Source organism: Pseudomonas sp. RL_5y_Pfl2_69 (assembly GCF_963970465.1).
In the GTDB taxonomy this organism is placed as follows: Bacteria; Pseudomonadota; Gammaproteobacteria; order Pseudomonadales; family Pseudomonadaceae; genus Aquipseudomonas.
Genome location: NZ_CAXAOU010000019.1, coordinates 34,195 through 53,258 on the forward strand (window position 1 = coordinate 34,195; position 19,064 = coordinate 53,258).

Sequence of the window (19,064 nt, forward strand, 5' to 3'; positions counted from 1 at the left end):
ATCAAGCCATCGCAGTGACGCCAGGTCTGGCCAATCGACTGTTAACACAAACAATAAGGAAGACTGTAGTGAGCGCTGACTACCCACGCGACCTGATTGGTTACGGTCCAAACCCTCCGCACCCGCATTGGCCGGACAACGCCCGTATCGCCCTGTCTTTCGTACTCAACTACGAAGAAGGCGGCGAGCGCAACATCCTGCACGGCGACAAGGAATCTGAAGCGTTCCTGTCCGAAATGGTCTCGGCGCAGCCGTTGCAAGGCGAGCGCAACATGAGCATGGAGTCCTTGTACGAGTACGGCAGCCGCGCAGGCGTGTGGCGTGTACTCAAACTGTTTCGCGAATTCGACATCCCGCTGACCATATTTGCCGTGGCGATGGCCGCCCAGCGCCACCCGGACGTGATCCGCGCCATGGTTGCTGCCGGGCATGAGATTTGCAGCCACGGGTATCGCTGGATCGACTACCAGTACATGGATGAAGCCCTTGAGCGTGAACACATGCTCGAAGCCATCCGCATCCTCACCGAAATCAGCGGTGAACGCCCCCTGGGCTGGTACACCGGCCGCACCGGCCCCAATACCCGGCGCCTGGTGATGGAAGAAGGCGGTTTCCTGTACGACTGCGACACCTATGACGACGACCTGCCCTACTGGGAGCCCAACAACCCTACCGGCAAGCCGCATCTGGTGATCCCTTACACCCTGGACACCAATGACATGCGCTTCACCCAAGTGCAGGGTTTCAACACCGGCGAGCAATTTTTCCAGTACCTCAAGGATGCTTTCGATGTGCTGTACGCCGAAGGCGCAGAGTCGCCGAAAATGCTATCCATCGGCCTGCATTGCCGCCTCATTGGCCGCCCTGCGCGTCTCGCCGCCCTCAAGCGTTTCATTGAATACGCCAAAGGTCATGAACAGGTCTGGTTCACCCGCCGCGTGGACATCGCACGCCACTGGCACGCCACCCACCCTTTTGTTGCAGAGACCGCCAAATGAGCGCCTTCAAGACCCTCAAGCCTTCACAACTGAGCCGTGAAGCGTTCGTGGCAGCCTTTGCCGATATCTACGAACACTCGCCCTGGGTAGCCGAAAAAGCCTACGACCTGGGCCTGGACAGCAGCGTCGACACCATCGAAACCCTGCACCAGCGCATGAGTGACATTTTGTTGAGCGCCGATCACGCCAGCCAGCTGGCACTGATCAATGCTCACCCGGACCTGGCCGGCAAAGCAGCCGTCCAGGGCCAACTCACCGAAGCCAGCACCCATGAACAAGCTGGCGCCGGTATTCACCAATGCACGGCCGAAGAGTTTCAACGCTTCACCGAGCTGAACGAGGCCTACAAAGCCAAGTTCAAGTTTCCCTTCATCATGGCGGTAAAAGGCAGCGACCGGCACCAGATCCTCGCCGCGTTCGAGACCCGCATCCATAACCCGGCAGACGTCGAGTTCAAATGCGCGTTGGCAGAAATCAACAAAATTGCCCTGTTCCGATTACTCCAGCTCTAAGCCGAACCGGCACGTGCCGGTGACGCATCTCCAGCCACTTAATTAAAGGCAGACAAGAAGAATGAAAGCTTACGCCGTACCTTTCGAGAAGTTCGTCAACCTGGCCGATGCCCGCCTGGGCACCAAAATCGTTTCGGTCACCGATGACTGGTTCGCCGACGCCAACCGCCTGTTCCAGCCGACCCCGGCCGTATGGAAGGAGGGCGTTTTCGATGACAACGGCAAGTGGATGGACGGCTGGGAGTCCCGCCGCAAGCGCTTCGAAGGCTATGACAGCGCAGTGATCCGCCTGGGCGTTCCGGGCTCGATCAAGGGTGTGGACATCGACACTTCATTCTTCACCGGCAACTTTCCGCCGTCTGCCTCGCTGGAAGCCTGTTTCCTGGCCTCGGGCGAACCCAACGAAAACACCCAGTGGGTTGAAGTGCTGTCGGCTGTCGAGCTGCAAGGCAACAGCCATCACTACCACGAAATCAGCAATGACCAGGCTTTCAGCCACCTTCGCTTCAACATCTACCCGGATGGCGGCGTAGCGCGTCTGCGCGTGTATGGCGTGCCGTTCCGTGACTGGTCGGCAGTGGGTGACAACGAGCAGATCGACCTGGCAGCCGCCCTCAACGGTGGCCGCGCCCTCGCCTGCTCCGACGAGCACTTCGGCCGCATGAGCAACATCCTCAACCCGGGCCGCGGCATCAACATGGGCGACGGTTGGGAAACCGCACGCCGCCGTACTCCGGGCAATGACTGGGTCATCGTGGCGCTGGGCCATGCAGGCGAGATTGAAAAAATCATCGTCGACACCCTGCACTTCAAAGGCAACTACCCCGACAGCTGCTCGATCCAGGGCGCGTTCGTCAAGGGCGGTACCGACAGCCAGATCGAAACCCAGTCGCTGTTCTGGCGTGAGCTGCTGCCGAGTCAAAAAATGGAAATGCACGCTGAGCACACCTACAGCGAGCAACTCAAAAACCTCGGCCCGATTACCCATATTCGCCTGAACCTGTTCCCGGACGGTGGTGTAAGCCGCATTCGCGTACTGGGTAAAGTAGCGAAGTAATGCTGAGCCTGTAGTCGCTGCCGCAGGCTGCGAAGGGTTGCGGAGCAACCCGTTATCTCAAGGCCCTGCGCTTCATCCCAGGGCTCGCAGCCGGCGGCAGCGACTACAAAAGCAACACGATGACCTGACAGAAACCCGAATAAGAAGACCACCATGCGCACATTGATGATTGAACCGCTGACCAAAGAAGCCTTCGCCCCTTTCGGCGATGTGATTGAAACCGATGGCAGCGACCACTTCATGATCAATAACGGTTCGACCATGCGCTTTCACCGTCTGGCAGAAGTCGAAACGGCTACGCCAGAAGACAAGGCGATCATCAGCATTTTCCGCGCCGAGGCGCAGGACATGCCATTTACCGTTCGCATGCTGGAGCGCCATCCGCTGGGCAGTCAGGCGTTTATACCGCTGCTCGGCAACCCCTTTCTGATCGTGGTCGCGCCACTTGGCGATGAACCTGTATCAGGCTTGGTCCGCGCCTTTGTCAGTAATGGCAGGCAGGGCATTAATTACCATCGCGGCGTTTGGCACCATCCGGTGCTGACGATCGAAAAGCGGGATGACTTCCTGGTGGTTGATCGCAGTGGCACAGGCAATAACTGCGATGAGCATTTCTTTAAAGAGGATCAGTTGCTGTTCCTCGCCCCCCACCAATAAGAGAAGGTCCAACACTCATAAAAGAGTGACGGGCAAGAGGTAAAGACTGTGGAAGCACATCTAATGGAATGGCTGAATCTGAGCGTGCGCTGGATTCATATGATCACTGGTGTGGCCTGGATCGGCGCATCGTTTTATTTCGTCTGGCTGGAGAACAATCTCAACCGTGCCAACCCCAAGGATGGCCTGGCAGGCGATCTATGGGCGATTCACGGCGGCGGCATTTACCACCTCGAAAAATACAAGCTGGCCCCACCCACCATGCCGGAAAACCTGCACTGGTTTAAATGGGAAGCCTATTTCACCTGGATGTCAGGCATCGCCCTGCTCTGCCTGGTCTTCTACTTCAACCCCGCGCTGTACCTGATTGCTCCCGGCAGCAGCCTGAGCGGTCCCGAAGCAGTGGCCATCGGCATCGGTTCGCTGATCGCCGGCTGGTTCGTTTACGACTTTCTCTGCGACTCCGCCCTAGGCAAGCGCCCGGCGTTGCTCGGTTTCGTCCTGTTTGTGTTGCTGGTTGCGGCAGCGTTCGGCCTGAGCAAGGTGTTCAGCGGGCGCGGTGCTTACCTGCATGTGGGCGCCATTATCGGCACCATCATGGTCGGTAACGTGTTCCGCACCATCATGCCCGCACAACGCGCTCTGGTAGCCGCGATCAAGGAAGGCCGCAGCCCCGATCCAGCCCTTCCGGCCAAAGGCCTGCTGCGTTCGCGACACAACAACTACTTCACCTTGCCGGTGCTGTTCATCATGATCAGCAACCACTTCCCGAGCACCTATGGCAGCCAGTACAACTGGCTGATCCTGGCCGGGATTGCGGTGCTGGCGGTGTTGGTGCGTCATTACTTCAACACCCGTCATGACAGCCACAAATATGCCTGGACCTTGCCTGTGGCAGCGCTGGGCATGATCTGCCTGGCTTACGTCACCGGTCCAAAACCGGTGTCGACCGCGCCCGAAACGGCCAAAGTCATCAAGTACCAGCCGCTTCCAGAAACCGCGCTGGGCGGTGTCAAAGCCGCGGATGCTCCGGCCCCGGTCACCGCGCCCGCTGCCCCGGCAGCACCGGTGGCCACCGTCGATTTCGAGAAGGTCCACTCGGTGATCCAGGAACGCTGCACGGTCTGTCATTCCGCCACCCCTACCAGCCCGCTGTTCAGTGCAGCCCCGGCAGGCGTGATGTTCGACACCGCGCAGCAGATCAAGCTCATGGCCCCACGTATTCAGGCCCAGGCCGTCGCCACCCCGATCATGCCGCTGGGCAACATCACCCAGATGACCCAGCAGGAACGTGACCTGATTGGCGCCTGGATCAGTGCGGGAGCCCAGACCAACTGATGCACATACTTTGCGGGCGCAGCCTGGCTGCGCCCGCAAGTACACACCACTAGCTCACAACAATAAAAAATGACCGAGGTGTTGCATGTCCGATTTAACCGAACCGCGCATACCCGCCATAACCGCGCCGCCCCCGCTGGCGCGGCTACCCATGCTGCAACTGATCCTGGTCGGTTTGCAGCATGTGCTGCTGATGTATGGCGGCGCCGTGGCCGTGCCGCTGATCATCGGACAGGCCGCAGGCCTGAGTCGGGAAGAAATCGCCTTTTTGATCAACGCCGACCTGCTGGTGGCGGGTGTCGCCACCATCGTGCAATCGATGGGGATCGGCCCCATGGGTATTCGCATGCCCGTCATGATGGGGGCCAGCTTTGCGGCCGTCGGCAGCATGGTGGCAATGGCCGGGATGCCGGGCATCGGCCTGACCGGGATCTTCGGCGCGACCATCGCCGCAGGCTTTTTCGGGATGATCATTGCGCCGTTCATGTCCAAGGTGGTTCGCTTCTTTCCACCTCTGGTCACCGGCACCGTGATTACATCGATCGGCCTGTCCCTGTTCCCCGTTGCGGTCAACTGGGCCGGTGGCGGCAGTGCTGCTGCGCAGTTCGGTTCCCCGACGTACCTGGCCATTGCGGCACTGGTGCTGGGAACCATCCTGCTGATCAACCGCTTCATGCGTGGCTTCTGGGTGAACATTTCGGTATTGATCGGCATGGCCCTGGGCTATGTCCTGTCAGGCGCCATTGGCATGGTCGACCTCTCCGGCCTGGACAACACCCCCTGGCTTCAGGTCGTCACGCCGCTGCACTTCGGCATGCCGGAATTTCATCTGGCCCCGATCCTTTCGATGTGCCTGGTGGTGGTGATCATTTTTGTCGAGTCCACCGGGATGTTCCTGGCACTGGGCAAAATCACCGACCAGGAAGTCACTCCACGCATGCTGCGTCGCGGCTTGCTGTGTGATGCCGGGGCGTCGTTCATTGCAGGTTTCTTCAACACCTTTACCCACTCCTCATTCGCCCAGAACATTGGTCTGGTGCAGATGACCGGCGTGCGTTGCCGCTCGGTGACGATCATGGCCGGTGTCTTTCTGATCACCCTGAGCCTGCTGCCCAAGGCGGCGTATCTGGTGGCCTCGATTCCGCCTGCGGTTCTGGGTGGCGCAGCCATCGCCATGTTCGGCATGGTCGCGGCCACAGGCATCAAGATCCTCCAGGAAGCCGACATTGCCGACCGCCGCAATCAATTGCTGGTGGCCGTCAGCATCGGCATGGGCCTGATCCCGGTGGTACGCCCCGAGTTCTTCGCCCACCTGCCACTGTGGATGGACCCCATCACCCACAGCGGCATCGCCATGGCCGCCGTCAGCGCGGTATGCCTGAACCTGATGTTCAACGTACTGGGCGGCGCCGAGCGCGCAGCCATGAGCGGGCACGTGCATCAGCACTGACCTGTGGGAGCGGGCTTGCTCGCGATCGGATCACCGCGGTTTACCTGAACAACCGCAGTGCCTGAATCGCGAGCAACCCCGCTCCCACAGCTTTGCCAGCATCTGACACAAAACAATAATAAAAGGGAGTTATCCATGAACTGCAAACACTGGGGCGTCACGCTCGCGGGTGGGTTTCTGGCTGCCAGCCAGGCAATGGCGGGTGATCTGTTTCTGTGGCAAACCAACAGCCTGACTTACCTGTACGGCAAGAATTTCGCGATCAACCCTTCGATCCAGCAAACCGTCACTTTCGAACATGCCGACAAATGGAAATACGGCGACAACTTCCTGTTTGTCGACCGCATTTTCTACAACGGCAAGGATGACCCCAACAAAGGCCCGCACACCTACTACGGCGAGTTCAGCCCACGCCTGTCGTTCGGCAAGATCTTCGACCGCACGCTTGAGTACGGCCCGATCAAGGACGTGCTGCTGGCCATGACCTATGAGTACGGCGAAGGCGACAGCGAGGCATATCTGATCGGCCCCGGCTTTGATCTGGCGGTGCCGGGCTTTAACTACTTCACCCTTAATTTCTATCGTCGTCATACCGAAGGGCCGCGCCCTGGTACCGGGGTTTGGCAGATCACCCCGTCGTTTTCCTACACCATCCCCATGGGCCGTTCCAACCTGCTGATCGACGGTTACATGGACTGGGTGGTGGACAACGACCAGAACTCACGCGGCACCTATCACGCCAACCTGCACTTCAACCCCCAGATCAAATATGACCTGGGCAAGGCCCTGAACCTGGGTGAAAAACAGCTGTATGTCGGTATTGAATACAGCTACTGGAAGGACAAGTACGGCATCGAAAGCAGCAGCCGCCTGGACACCAACCAGAACACCGCCAGCGCCCTGATCAAAGTCCACTTTTAAGTTAAAGACAGTGCACGCTCTGTTGTCCCTCACCCAGGGTGATAACAGAGCGCTTGAGTGCAAACGCCTGAGCCAGTATTCTCCGCGCCCGCTCGAACGCCAGTAACATTTAAAGTTGACTCAAGAGGCAACTTTAAACCTTTAAATCAAAGGCTTACTGACTGTTTTAAAGCACGGACCAAGGCGCCAATACAGAGCGCCACGTTCTCACTACTGCACGACTTTTTACTTTTTTGGAGCTAACCGAATGAAGCGCACTCTTACCAGCCTGATGCTTGCGGGGAGCATGTTGGGCGGGGCTCCGGCAGTCGCCGGCGACCTGCTGCAATGGCAAACCAACAGCCTGACTTACTTGTATGGCAAGGACTTCCAGGTCAATCCAAAGATTCAGCAAACCCTCACTTTCGAGCATGCTGACAGCTGGAAGTACGGCGATAACTTCTTCTTCCTCGACCGCATTTTCTACAACGGTAAAGAAGACGGTAACGTTGGCCCGAACACCTATTACGGCGAGTTCACGCCTCGTTTGTCGTTCGGCAAAATCTTCGACCAGAAGTTTGAATTTGGCCCGATCAAAGACGTGCTGCTGGCCATGACTTACGAGTTTGGCGAAGGCGACACCGAGGCCTACCTGATCGGCCCGGGTTTCGACCTGAACGTGCCGGGCTTTGACTACTTCCAGTTGAACTTCTACCAGCGCTTCCCTGAAGGCAACCGTGCTGGCAAAGGCGTCTGGCAGATCACCCCGGTGTGGTCCTACACCCTGCCCCTGGGCAATTCCGATGTGCTGATCGACGGCTACATGGACTGGGTGGTGGACAACGACCAGAACTCACGCGGCACCTACCACGCCAACCTGCACTTCAACCCGCAGATCAAATATGACCTGGGCAAGGCATTGAGCTGGGGCGCCAAGCAGTTGTACGTCGGCGTTGAATACGACTACTGGAAAAACAAGTACGGCATCGAAGACAGCGGTTCATTCAAAACCAACCAGGACACTGCGAGCCTGCTGGTCAAGTACCACTTCTGATGCGCGAGCCCCGGGCGCCTTATCGCGCCTGGGGCACCTGCAACAAACCCCGCAGCATCAGGTCCAGGCTGTCCAGCGCAGCCGCCAGACGCTGCGGCGGGTTGTCGGCCTCGGCAATCCAGAACGACGCATCCATCAAGCCGCCCTGAATCAGGCGCGCCAACGCCTCGGGGTCGGTGCGTTGAATCACGTGTGTATCCATCAAGCCTTGCAGCATCGCCGCCATCGACAGACAGCACACTGACTGAGTGTTCTGCACGTATTGCGAGCCCAGCACCGAAGGCGCATCCCGCAACAAAATGCGCTGCACTTCGATTTGCAGGGCCATCTCCAGATACAGCCGGCACTGATCCTGAAACCCTTGCCACTGGCTGTCGGCTTGCTCAAGCACCTGGGCCAGTTGCGCATCCAGCTCGGCATCGATTTGCTGGGCCACCGCCTGAAACAAACCCTTCTTGTCACCGAAATGGTGATACAGCGCCCCGCGCGTCAAGCCCACCGAAGCCGTCAACTCATCCATCGAGGTCTGGGCGTAGCCCACCGAACCAAAGGCCAGCCGTGCAGCTTCAAGCAGCTTGCCACGGGTTTCTTCGATCATTTGCGACCGCGCTTTGGGCGCCATGCCTGCCACCTTTAATTTGGGATACACGACGTATGTTAATTGACATACGTCATGTATGCGTATATTTCTACATACGCCGCGTATGTAGCATTCACGAAAATATGTAGTCGCTGCCGCAGGCTGCGAAGGGTTGCTCTGCAACCCGTTTTCCAAAATGCTCCGCGGCTCCCTTCGCAGCCTGCGGCAGCGACTACAGAATCAAAGTGTGTCCACCCAATGTTCCGGAGCTTGTATGGCTAACCCTTATCGCGAGATTTTCAGCGCCCCCGGCACCAAGGCTTTCAGCGGCGCGGGCCTGATCGCACGGATGCCGATATCCATGGTCGGCATCGGCATCATCACCATGCTTGCACAGTTGCAGGGCTCCTATTGGCTGGCCGGTGGCGTGGCCGCCACCTTTGCCCTGGCCACTGCCCTGCTGGCACCTCAGATTTCACGCTGGGTCGACCGCTACGGCCAGAGCCGCATCCTGCCGGGCGTCACCGCCATTGGCGTCAGCGGCCTGCTGGCCCTGCTGCTGTGCAGCCATTTTGGCGCGCCGGACTGGACGCTGTTTGTGTTCGCCGCACTGTCGGGCTGCATGCCCAGCATGTCGGCGATGGTGCGGGCACGCTGGACCGAGCTGTACCGCGGCTCGCCCAAATTGCACACCGCGTTTTCATTCGAGTCGGTACTCGATGAGGTCAGCTTCATTATCGGCCCGCCGATTTCCGTGGGCCTGAGCGTCGCCCTGTTCCCCCAGGCCGGGCCACTGGCGGCAGCCATCCTGCTGGCCATTGGCGTCAGCGTGTTTGTGCTGCAACGCAAAACCGAACCGCCGGTACATCCGCGCAGCAACGAGCACGGTGGCAGCGTACTGCGCCAGGGCGCCGTGGTGATCCTGCTGCTGGCCTTGCTTGGGCTGGGGACGATTGTGGGCACGGTGGACGTGGTCAGCGTGGCCTTTGCCCAGCATCAGGGCCAGCCTGCGGCTGCCAGCATCGTACTGTCGATGTACGCCTTCGGTTCCTGTGTCGCCGGGCTGATCTTCGGCACGCTCAAACTGAACATGCCGCTGCCCAAATTGTTTGTGCTGGGGGCACTGGCCACTTCGGTCACGATGGTGCCACTGATGTGGGTCGACAGCGTCGCCACGCTGGCCGTAGGAATGCTGGTCGCCGGGCTGTTTTTTGCGCCAACCCTGATCACCGCCATGGGCCTGGTGGAAAACATCGTACCGCCGGCCAAACTGACCGAGGGCCTGACCTGGATGATTACCGGCCTGGGCATGGGGGTTGCCCTTGGCGCCGTCCTGGGTGGCTGGGTGGTGGACGCTTACGGCGCCCAGGCGGGCTTTACCGTGTCCCTGGCTGCCGGTGGCGTGATGGTGCTGTTCGCCGTGCTCGGCTACCGCCTGCTGCAGGACAGCACCGTACCCCGCGCCATAGCGGCCTAGCCTTTGACCGCGCGCCAGACCTTGCTCACACCAGACACCACCGCCAGCACCACTGCGCCAGCAATAATGCCGGCCACGGCGTTGAGCAAGGTCGGCACGATTGCCGAGACCACGCCCAGCCATTGCGCGCTGCCTTGGGCCACGCCTTCAACCCAGTGATGCAGCGCCGGTACGCCATGGGTCAGGATGCCGCCGCCATCACAATCCAAATTCGTACAAAAATGGACATAGAAAAACCCATTAAATTCAAATGGTTGTATATCACTTACTTTGTCCATATGGACATCGGAAAAATGGACGTTTTCAGAACTCGAGCTACGATTTCTCCTTGTGAACTCAACAGATCACCATGCCCAATGACCATATTTTTTATTCGCTGTCGAAACAACTTCGAGTGCATACGACTCAAATGAAATCGAAAGATTGCCGCTCTGAGCTAAGCTGGATACTCAAAATATTGAGGAGCTGAGGGATGCCAAGGAAGACGCTTATATTTGGAAATGGGCTAGGGATGGCGCTTGACCCTAAACATTTTTCCCTCACCAATGCGATGGCAGAGATATGGAATGATCCTTTTGCGATCAGTGACGTACATAAGGATCTCATCAGCCAATGCCTTGGTGGGAATGGAGCTATCCCTCAGCGCGAAGATCAGCTTGACCCGCTGCATCTGGTCATCTCTGCTTGCAGAACGTTAAGCAGCATCAACATGTCTCAACGCATGAACGTGCATTGGTTATGCCAGGAAGGCCAACACTTTCCTGTTGCGGTCGGAATGTAGTGGTCTAATGAAACCGGACACCCATTTAGGCGAGAATGCTTGCCAGATCGCGGTGTCAGATGACCAAACAACGCAGTGTCTTTTCCGCTGAATTCAAACGCGAGGCTGCCGACCTCGTACTCAAGCAAAACTACAGTTTCATCGAAGCCAGTCGTTCACTCGGCGTCGGTGAGTCGGCACTACGCCGCTGGGTCGACCAGGTTCAGCAAGAGCGCCAAGGCGTTACTCCGCAGAGCAAAGCGCTGCCCCCGGAACAACAGAAAATCCAGGAGCTGGAAGCTCGTATCGCTCGACTTGAGCGAGAGAAATCCATCTTAAAAAAGGCTACTGCGCTCTTGATGTCGGAAGATCACGAGCGTTCGCGCTGATTGACCTACTGAGCGTCCATGAGCCGGTTGATTGGCTGTACAAGGTGTTTGAAGTCATCCGCTCGTGTTACTACGCCCAGCGTCTCAGACCCCGGACTCCTGATGTTGAGCGGCTTCGGCTGCGCAGTCGGGTCAATGAACTGTTCACGCAAAGTCGCAGTGCTGCGGGCAGCCGCAGCATCTTGTCGATGATGCGTGAAGACGGTGAGCAACTGGGCCGGTTCAAGGTACGTAGCTTAATGCGCGAGCTTGAACTGATGAGCAAACAGCCAGCTTCTCATGCCTATAAACGAGCAACGGTCGAACGGCTGGATATTCCGAATACGTTGAATCGGGAGTTCGATGCCCCAGCGCCCCATCAGGTCTGGTGCGGCGACATCACTTACATCTGGGCTCAGGGCAAATCGCATTACCTGGCTGTTGTGCTGGATCTTTGCGCGCGCCGGATAGTGGGTTGGGAATTGTCGAAAAAGCCGGACGCCGAGCTGGTTATCAAGGCACTGGACATAGCCTATGAGCAACGTGGAAGACCTCAGGGGCTGCTGTTTCACTCGGATCAAGAGTCGCCCAGTATGCGAGCCGCTTATTCCGCCAGCGGCTTTGGCGTTATCGCATGCGGCAAAGTATGAGTCGTCGGGGAAATTGCTGGGACAATGCGCCGATGGAGCGGGTGTTCCGGAGTTTGAAAACCGAATGGATACCGACCACGGGCTACCGAACGACCCAAGAGGCCCAGCGCGACATCAGTCATTTTTTGATGCATCGGTACAACTGGATTCGGCCGCACCAATTCAACGGTGGGTTGGCGCCAGCTCAGGCCGAGAAAAAACTTAACGTCGTGTCCGGGATTAGTTGACCACTACACATTCAGTCTAGGCTAGTTGAAGATTTTCAAGAATGCTTGGCAGGACAGAGAGAAATTGCGGTGGGTGCATGCATCAAGATTAGCCCCGTCAGCGCCCTTCTCTAACAGACCGGAAAGATGCGGTTCTGACAGAGTTCAGTACCTTGCGATCACTATTTTCTCCACGTACATAGTGGCCATTTTTCTATTCACGGCATCGGTTAGATCGCTCCCTGCTTAGGGCCTACAGTTGGTGATCCAATTATCCAATCCGTGCATAGCCTGGAGGAGTATCTCCTCGACCGGCTGGCGGCTCCTTATGCACAAGGGCAGTCAAGAATTTGGTCTGAACTCGGCAATGGCGAGCGGAGGCGGTTTTTGTCGACGATCTTCACCCATGCGAGGGTGTCATCTGGCGACGAGGCGGCATTGCGAAGGACATACGATCTTGGCTCGGTCATTCGATCAACGAGCTGTTCGGTAACCGCACTAATTAGGCTTGTGCATCGCCGGGTTCTGCACAACACGGGCTCATTCCATCCTGAACGAACCAAGAGCCGAGCAGGAGGAGATCCCCCTCCAGCGTCAGCGCTCCAGTGGATTTTCAATAAATTGGCGGACATGCTATAAAACGGCCTGAGGCATTAATCTTTCTTGGCTGCTTCCGCAACTCGCGAAATCGCGCCCATCGCAACTGCGGCGATCATTCCAGATAGAGCCCCAACCACACCATATGCTCCCATCTTAGCGACAGCCCCCCATCCTCCAAGCGCGCTCACGATAGTTTCAATAAACTGCTCGACTGGATGAATACCCTCTGCCACAAAAGTGCCGCCAACTAGGAACATCGCGATAGTTCCAATCCACGACAGTGTCTTCATGAGAATTGGGGCTGACGCTACCAACATGCTACCAATTTTTCTCAAAACCGCCCCGATGCTGCCTTTAGACTTAGACTTGAGTAAAGCGAGACCAGCATCATCCAGCCTGACAATTCCTGCAACCAGACCATAAACACCAACAGTCATAGCCACTGAAATAATAATTAGCGTGACTATCTGCTGAAGCAAAGGGGCAGACGATACAACATTCAAAGTTATAATCGTAATTTCCGCGCTCAATATAAAATCCGTCCGGATTGCCCCCTTAATTTTACGCCTTTCGTAAGCAGCCAATTCTTCCTTAGTTTTAGGAGCGGACTTGGTGTCGCTAGTATCGAGCTCATGACTGCCTCGAAACAGCTTCTCCTTGATGGCTTCGAATCCCTCGTAGCACAGGTAGATACCTCCTGCCATTAGCAGCCACTTTACTGACCAAGGCAAAAAAGCACTAAGTAACAGCGCACATGGCACTAAAATCGCTTTATTAACGAGTGATCCTTTGAACACTGCCCAGACCACAGGGAGTTCACGATCTGCTTTCATGCCGGTTACTTGCTCAGCATTTACAGCCAAATCGTCACTCAGGACGCTGGCCGATTTTTTTGCAGCGACCTTACTCATTAAAGAGATGTCATCTAACAAGGCCGCAATATCATCCAACAACGCAAAAAAACTGCTGCCAGCCATTTCATTTCACCCTTAGTAGATTCTTACAATTTAATTATCCTGAAGCACCTGAATCCTCAGACTTGCTTGCAGGAAAAGCCCGATGGCTCACAAGGACGCAAGGCCGACTCAACCAGCCCAAGCGAACAGGCTGCTTCACTATGGCTGTAGCCTTAGCACTAGGCATGCGGCCACTCGCTTGAACTCAGAGGTAAAGACACGGCGTTGTTTGGTCATCTGACACCTCGATATGGCGAGCATTCTCGCCTAAATGGGTGTCCGGTTTCATTAGACCACTACAGAACCTCCTTGCCGTTGCTTGGGATTCTGAATCCCTTCTGCAAAAATCGCGGTATGAAACGCTGATAGATACCTGCCATGACCACTCCTTTACCTGTGGAGCAGCAGAATGTGTCACCGGTAGCTACAGCTACGCGAAGCAGGTGCCAAACTAACGCCTGGCATTGATCATTGGGGTCGATTAGCCCAGCCTTACAACGCGCAGTAATAGCCAGTCGCTCACTGTAGCTAGCCAAGCTTCTATTCAAGGGATGTTGAGCCTTCACACAAATGCACTCGTGTTCCGTTTCCGCTCATAAACTCCAGGTGCAATCCCTTACGGCCAACAATCAAAGCCAACAGGGGACGACCATCGATCCGCGACGCTGCCAAGCCTCGCCACTCTCTGAGATCGATTGATGACGGTGAAGGATAATCTTCGGGATGCGTGTGCCATTCGCCTACGTAGCGAATGATTCCGTCGCTTTCTTGCCAACGTCTCATAGCTATTGCGTGATGATGAAAATCATCCCGCTCAAAAGAAAATCGAGAACGGCGATCTCTAGGCGATGGCGTTGTAGCGTCAATGATCTGAAGATGGGGGCCCCTGACACATCCCAGCAAAATCCCACCGGCTTCAAGATCACGAACACCTTGAACGTATTCATTGAAGGTCTCCAAAACCTCCGGCTCAAGATGTACAAAGCTCAGAGAACCCTGAGTGACCCAGCTACCTACGAAGCGCATGCTGGGCATCCAATACGAGCTGGAACGACACAATCAGCAGTCGCCGCAGTGAAGTCACGCCTCAATACTCGGGTCAACAAACTTGGCGCTTCACTTTTCGCCACCCAATCAAGCACTGCTTCAGCTCCCAAGCTTGCAGCCTGGATCGATACTGTCGCGGGGAACGGGACATAGAGCGCTTCACATCCCTGACCCGCTAACACTTGCTCAACTTCCTCATTCACTGCGAGGTAGGCTTTAGATTTATTGTAATCACACAAGCAGCGGTAGCAGGCGTCCTCAGAGCGCGCCTTCAAAAGCGATCGCACCGCTACCCCTGCGCCCTCTATCCAAACGCTCAGGATTGGTATCTCACGGTGGTACCGACGAGTGAGCCAGTAACCTAGGCTTTCCTCTCCTGTAGCGTCGATGAGCAAATCCAGATCTCCGAGATCGGCTTCGCGCACGTCGACTGGAAGGGGCCTGATATCAGCTGTCGGCATCGAGCGTTTCAGCTCATACGAAAGGGCTGCGGCTTTGTTTACAAATAGCTGATTGAACCCAAGTCGGTGTCGCCCCAAGTTCTCAGGTTGCAAGGCCTCTAGGTCTACAATCGAAAGGTGCCCACCGCCGGTGCCGGCACCAGCTTTCATTAGCATCTCAGCGAGATACCCACCGATTGTTCCGCACCCTACTTGCCCAATTTTCAGTCCAGCCAGTGTCGGATGGTTTGGGATATTGCGCTGAGCGATGAATCTGTCGTCCAGCCTGGTGACAAAAACAGGAGTAACTCGCAGCCGATAAAGATGCTCCTTCCCATGCCGTCCCATCTTAAGTTTCCATTCGCGGGACTCAGGGGGGATGTCCACGACAATCCCATAGGGCATCAATGGAGATTCGACAATGATGAGCGTTTCCCGAGCGCCAGATCGAAAAGCGAGCGCTATCCGCTTTTCGATTTTCCGGCGGCATGCCGTGTCGAGCAACGATTGCCACGCCAACACGTCGCCAACAGTTGCTGGCGGCCATACACCCTGCCGAGGTCGCGGCTTAGCCTTAGTGGTGATCTTGTATATAAGGAATTTGCTATTGGAGGAAGACATACCTAAAGCAGCTGCTTTTCTTGAGGTGCGTTGCTCGTCATCCGTCACGACGAACATCTCCCGAGCGTTGAAAGTCAGCGCGGTCAGCTGTTGAGATTGTTTACTTTCCACATCAATGTAGCAGTGCTTAACCCCCCAATAGGCGTGAAACTCCTCCTCCAGGTCTTCGGGCATCTCACCACGCAGAATGCAGTCGAGGACGTGCTCGGCACGGTGGACAGCCATGATGGTTTGTCCAACAGGGTCAAAGATGTCGAATACCAAGGTGCCTGCAGCGTAATAGCAAAGACTGCCGTTTGCGCTGATGTGAGGGGCAACAGGTCTCAAGCTTGGCGGTATATCCAGAAGCTTCACATGGGGGAAGTGAAAAGACAGCCTGTCGACCAAAAGCTCGCACTCAAATCGCCCTAAAGACGTCTGAAGTGACCCTGTCATCTTCACCCAACCAGGCTCATCTTGGGGCTCAACATAGCTGAACCCCAGCGGAAGCAATGACCGAATAATCTGGGGAACGGAGTCCATCTCAGACATTAACCGGCCTTCGTGCGCTTCACGGGTTCTACTGGGCCAGCCTCAGCTGGCACTGAAGCCACTGCCGCTGCAATTGATATCGTGCCGACTAAGTCAGGCCGGTTAGGGAAGCGATGCCCCAGCATCTGACCAAGCCACGTGCATGCCTGGGTAGCATCGTTAGCGTGAATTGCACCATCAAGGTAAGCATCAAACTTTTCAAATTTCTGGGCTGCGTCTTCAAGGGCTTCAGGAGTTAACGCATCTGTCAGGTAGCTGTTCGAATCCGTAGGATTCACCACGCCTGAACGCAACGCAGCAGGCAACCCCTTTAGTACCTGTAAAAGCGCGAGGTCATCCCGGCGAAGATTCGCCTCGAAAAGAGGTACCGCTGCCGCCATTAACAGAATTGAACTTGGCCCTCCTTTTGGCCATTGACTGTCCCGAAATGCCTTAAGGTAGCGAACGATTCGACGTAACTGTTCGCCCATTTTCTCGACCTGCCCCACAAACCAATCTTTCATGGCCCGTGGATCAGACTTCATCCAGTTTTCCTCTCGATGAGCCAGCAAAACCTTGTCGGACGGGAGCGAGTCCCAGTGATCTGGTGCTGAATCCATTACGGCCACATTACCAAGAAGGCGCCTGGCCTCAAACTTCTCAGTGATCAGTAAAAACTGCTTATCGGGGATGGCATACAAAGGGATATCGATGTGCGCTAATTCTGAAATTTCGATACGAATGCAGGTGGGCTTGGTGGTTACCAGCGTCCAACCGTTTTCCTCGACTAAAGACTTCAAAGCGCCCTCAGCCGCCTCAAAAAAGAATGAGCTAGCAATGCTGGGACGCTCTTCCTCCTGTACAAGACTCATAGGAAGGTAAACCCCATCATCCACGTCGGACTGTTGTGGCGGAGTATGGCAAGGGCGATTGAGGGTCTTGTACGCCCAGGATCCCTGAATAAAGAACCTAGGTATAACCGTCTTCCCTTCATAGCCATTCTCGCGCATTACGCGTGGAATACCCGTGCGCAGCGCCTCGCGAACGTCGTTTTTGGCTTTGGAAATACCGTCCTTTTCTCCTCGCGTGAGATCCAACTCATTCAGGAAACAGGTTTGATCTTTAGTGGTATAGAAAAGCGCGCTCAAATCCAGCATGTAGCCTCCTGCCGCTCCCCCCAGGGAGACAATTGCGTAATATGAAACAATGCAGTCACACGCAAGAGTCGTAACAGCTCAACTGGCGCTGAACGCTCACATTGTTATATCTCCTAAAGTTGGCAGAGGAGATCTGATGTGAACAGGTAAAGCGAAGGCACAAGCCACAACCTGGCGATGGCCTGATGATCCCACATCACAACATGTAGATCAAGATCAACTAGCTAGCCACTACATGTAGTGATTTGTCGAGCTTTCGCCTAACGCTTTTCTATTGCTCTGCTATAATCCAGTCCCTCAGATATTGTGCTCGCGAGTTGCTCAACCCCTTGGCCACGACACCACAAGCTCTCCTCTCCACCTAAATCACGGAGCTAAACAACAGGAGAATCTGGGGTTTTTCGAAAATTAATTGTACCTGCGGTATTCATGCCCTCGACCCATTTCCTATCCGTCCAGTAGGTGCCTTCCATCCATACCTCTTTTCCATCCGTACCGTCCGTGATGATCTGAACGCGCGCAGCACCATTATGAGTGGCACTGTCCGTGGACTCGGGGACAGGAGTTTTATTTTCATAGATGTAATTCAGCTGAACGCTGGAGTCCTGATCGTCCCGCGATACGCTGACGAACACCGTTTTGGAGGTGGAGTAACGGCTGCCGCTTGCCAAGTTCATGCGAACGAAGAAAAGACGGGAAATGATCTGGATCTTAGCCTTCACCGGCTGACTGGGAGCTTCATCAACTCGCCCCTTCAGTTGCTGAATTTTTCCCCAATTCGAATCCAACTGCGCCTCCCACCATCCATCAATCGGGGGGAAGTAACTGCGGATCAGAGGCCATCGACAAAGCTTAGGGAAAAGCGGGGTCTGCCCAGCAATAACGACAACACCGATGCCTATGGCGATGGATGACGACACCACCCTCCAAGCGTCACCAACGCTATCAGCCCAACCCGTATTGAAAAAAATGACTCTGACCAAAAATATGCCAAAGCAAAAAATCGCAAATCCATACAACATTTTCTGTAAACCAAAGACTTGATACATCAACACCTCCCTATGACTGGGTGTATGTATGTGTACCTACGACAACGCGATTACAAGGCGCTGCGGGTACGATCAGAAAACCTTTATACGGTATGTTCCTTGGCGGAACTGTCGTCAAGCGGTCGCTCAGCCGGGCCCATTGGGTCGAAGGAGCGACTTCCCATTTAGGTCACCCCTCAGCTTAGCTCTAGGCATGCTATGACTCGCACACAGAATGATTTGAACACAACCTCTCCTCTCCCCGCCAACGAGGTCTCCCAGGTGCTGACAGACGTAGCGCTCGGCAAACGCATCATGATGAGAAGCTCTATCCAGTCATGGAATGAGATCTATCACGGCCTCATGCCCGTGGAGATTGATGGCTGGCAGCTCACACTCTTCAACGACTGTGACACCCTGGACTACTGCGAGTACTGCAGATCGCCTGATGGCAGAGTCGGGACACTTGAGCTCTGGCAGCGGGAAGGAGCTGATCCTGTCGACCTACTGGGTGCTTGGGAACGTGAGCAGCTCGAACGTTTACTAGCCGCGCTCTAAGCCCGTACGCAAATGAATCGCCCCGGGTTTCGTAGACATCTCTTTGCCTTAAACTGAGGCCAATTAGGAGGTGCCATGAGCAACCCGCGTTACCCCGAAGAATTCAAAATCCAAGCGGTCAATCAAGTGACCGAAAAGAA

The 19,064-nt window shown here is 55.8% G+C and carries 16 protein-coding genes and 3 pseudogenes; 12 read left to right on the forward strand and 7 right to left on the reverse strand.

The genetic code is table 11. The features are described from left to right. Nucleotides 1-68 precede the first annotated feature (68 nt). From puuE to AACY07_RS23950, 8 genes are all read left to right on the forward strand, one after another. Nucleotides 69-998, forward strand: a complete 930-nt coding sequence (gene puuE / locus AACY07_RS23915; RefSeq protein WP_133076061.1) for an allantoinase PuuE — start codon at nt 69-71, stop codon at nt 996-998. Beyond that, a complete protein-coding gene (uraD, locus tag AACY07_RS23920; protein ID WP_339478222.1) occupies nt 995-1,510 on the forward strand; it encodes a 2-oxo-4-hydroxy-4-carboxy-5-ureidoimidazoline decarboxylase in 516 nt (171 codons plus the stop codon). The genes puuE and uraD overlap by 4 nt, the downstream gene beginning before the upstream one ends. Before the next feature lie 61 nt (nt 1,511-1,571). After that, complete coding sequence (alc, locus tag AACY07_RS23925; RefSeq protein WP_019826615.1) at nt 1,572-2,567, forward strand: allantoicase; 996 nt, start codon at nt 1,572-1,574, stop codon at nt 2,565-2,567. 153 nt (nt 2,568-2,720) lie between these two features. Further along, on the forward strand, nt 2,721-3,224 hold the full coding sequence (locus AACY07_RS23930) for an ureidoglycolate lyase (protein ID WP_133076059.1): 504 nt from the start codon (nt 2,721-2,723) through the stop codon (nt 3,222-3,224). Between the two features lie 48 nt (nt 3,225-3,272). Beyond that, nucleotides 3,273-4,562, forward strand: coding sequence for a urate hydroxylase PuuD (locus AACY07_RS23935; protein ID WP_133076058.1), 1,290 nt, complete (start codon nt 3,273-3,275; stop codon nt 4,560-4,562). Nucleotides 4,563-4,647: 85 nt separating this feature from the next. Continuing rightward, the gene (locus AACY07_RS23940; RefSeq protein WP_339478227.1) at nt 4,648-6,012 is read left to right on the forward strand and encodes a nucleobase:cation symporter-2 family protein; all 1,365 of its coding nucleotides are present in this window, start codon (nt 4,648-4,650) and stop codon (nt 6,010-6,012) included. A 135-nt stretch (nt 6,013-6,147) separates the two neighbouring features. Then, complete coding sequence (locus AACY07_RS23945; protein WP_133076056.1) at nt 6,148-6,933, forward strand: outer membrane protein OmpK; 786 nt, start codon at nt 6,148-6,150, stop codon at nt 6,931-6,933. A gap of 247 nt (nt 6,934-7,180) precedes the next feature. Beyond that, nucleotides 7,181-7,966 (forward strand): outer membrane protein OmpK, encoded by a 786-nt coding sequence (locus AACY07_RS23950; RefSeq protein ID WP_133076055.1) that lies wholly within the window; start codon nt 7,181-7,183, stop codon nt 7,964-7,966. A 19-nt stretch (nt 7,967-7,985) separates the two neighbouring features. Here AACY07_RS23950 and AACY07_RS23955 read toward each other — a convergent pair whose 3' ends face one another. Continuing rightward, a complete protein-coding gene (locus AACY07_RS23955) occupies nt 7,986-8,588 on the reverse strand; it encodes a TetR/AcrR family transcriptional regulator (protein WP_133076054.1) in 603 nt (200 codons plus the stop codon). 232 nt (nt 8,589-8,820) lie between these two features. Between AACY07_RS23955 and AACY07_RS23960 the strand changes: the two genes are divergently transcribed. After that, entirely contained in the window at nt 8,821-10,023 is a 1,203-nt protein-coding gene (locus AACY07_RS23960) for an MFS transporter (RefSeq protein WP_339478231.1), read from the forward strand. Here the strand turns inward: AACY07_RS23960 and AACY07_RS23965 are convergent. Further along, nucleotides 10,020-10,220: pseudogene (locus AACY07_RS23965) on the reverse strand (DUF808 domain-containing protein); the annotation flags it as partial. The gene AACY07_RS23960 and the pseudogene AACY07_RS23965 sit on opposite strands and share 4 nt — an antisense overlap. Before the next feature lie 275 nt (nt 10,221-10,495). Between AACY07_RS23965 and AACY07_RS23970 the strand changes: the two are divergent. Further along, a pseudogene (locus AACY07_RS23970) lies at nt 10,496-10,798 on the forward strand (hypothetical protein); the annotation flags it as partial. 65 nt (nt 10,799-10,863) lie between these two features. Next, a pseudogene (locus AACY07_RS23975) lies at nt 10,864-12,028 on the forward strand (IS3 family transposase). Nucleotides 12,029-12,660: 632 nt separating this feature from the next. Here the strand turns inward: AACY07_RS23975 and AACY07_RS23980 are convergent. From AACY07_RS23980 to AACY07_RS24000, 5 genes are all read right to left on the reverse strand, one after another. Next, nucleotides 12,661-13,584, reverse strand: a complete 924-nt coding sequence (locus tag AACY07_RS23980; RefSeq protein WP_339478233.1) for a DUF808 domain-containing protein — start codon at nt 13,582-13,584, stop codon at nt 12,661-12,663. Between the two features lie 519 nt (nt 13,585-14,103). Then, complete coding sequence (locus AACY07_RS23985; protein WP_339478236.1) at nt 14,104-14,589, reverse strand: Mov34/MPN/PAD-1 family protein; 486 nt, start codon at nt 14,587-14,589, stop codon at nt 14,104-14,106. Next, nucleotides 14,577-16,202 carry a ThiF family adenylyltransferase gene (locus AACY07_RS23990; RefSeq protein WP_339478238.1) on the reverse strand — a complete coding sequence of 542 codons (1,626 nt, stop codon included), beginning with the start codon at nt 16,200-16,202 and terminating at the stop codon, nt 14,577-14,579. Before AACY07_RS23990 ends, AACY07_RS23985 begins: the two co-directional genes overlap by 13 nt. Beyond that, nucleotides 16,202-17,338, reverse strand: coding sequence for a CBASS cGAMP synthase (locus AACY07_RS23995; RefSeq protein ID WP_339478240.1), 1,137 nt, complete (start codon nt 17,336-17,338; stop codon nt 16,202-16,204). The genes AACY07_RS23990 and AACY07_RS23995 overlap by 1 nt, the downstream gene beginning before the upstream one ends. A gap of 374 nt (nt 17,339-17,712) precedes the next feature. Next, the gene (locus AACY07_RS24000; RefSeq protein WP_339478242.1) at nt 17,713-18,387 is read right to left on the reverse strand and encodes a Cap15 family cyclic dinucleotide receptor domain-containing protein; all 675 of its coding nucleotides are present in this window, start codon (nt 18,385-18,387) and stop codon (nt 17,713-17,715) included. A gap of 198 nt (nt 18,388-18,585) precedes the next feature. Between AACY07_RS24000 and AACY07_RS24360 the strand changes: the two genes are divergently transcribed. Continuing rightward, complete coding sequence (locus AACY07_RS24360; protein WP_203304654.1) at nt 18,586-18,924, forward strand: DUF7693 family protein; 339 nt, start codon at nt 18,586-18,588, stop codon at nt 18,922-18,924. Nucleotides 18,925-19,064: the final 140 nt, after the last annotated feature.